This window comes from Paenibacillus lutrae (genome assembly GCF_009757775.1).
In the GTDB taxonomy this organism is placed as follows: Bacteria; Bacillota; Bacilli; order Paenibacillales; family NBRC-103111; genus Paenibacillus_F; species Paenibacillus_F lutrae.
Window position 1 is genome coordinate 126,082 of the sequence record NZ_RHLK01000007.1, and the last position, 462, is coordinate 126,543.

Annotated in this window: 2 pseudogenes; both read right to left on the reverse strand. The window is 47.1% G+C overall.

What is annotated here, in order from left to right:
• A pseudogene (locus EDM21_RS13775) lies at positions 1-207 on the reverse strand (transposase); the annotation flags it as partial.
• A gap of 122 nt (positions 208-329) precedes the next feature.
• Positions 330-462 (reverse strand): annotated as a pseudogene (locus EDM21_RS13780) (transposase); the annotation flags it as partial.

Below are 462 nucleotides of genomic sequence, written 5' to 3' on the forward strand. Positions count from 1 at the left end.
AAAACTCAAAAATGCAGTAAGTTTCTGTTTTGAGCCACCGGTTCTCCAAAGCCAGGTGGCTAGTTTTTTGAGGTTCATGCATGCGAAAACGAGCATCGCCTGCATGGATACCTTCCGCAGTCCTCGCAAGGTGGTCCATCGCATGCCATGCTTTTCTTTCATGTCTGCAAATACGCGTTCAATCGTTTCTTTGCGCTTGGAATAGATCCNAAAACTCAAAAATGCAGTAAGTTTCTGTTTTGAGCCACCGGTTCTCCAAAGCCAGGTGGCTAGTTTTTTGAGGTTCATGCATGCGAAAACGAGCATCGCCTGCATGGATACCTTCCGCAGTCCTCGCCTAGAAACCACCGGTATGCCACATTCGTTTCGATTTCCTTGATCGTTTGGCGCATCGAGCGGATTCCAAAGAGATATTGGATAAGAACGATTTTGATGAGGACGACAGGGTCAATGCTAGGTCGT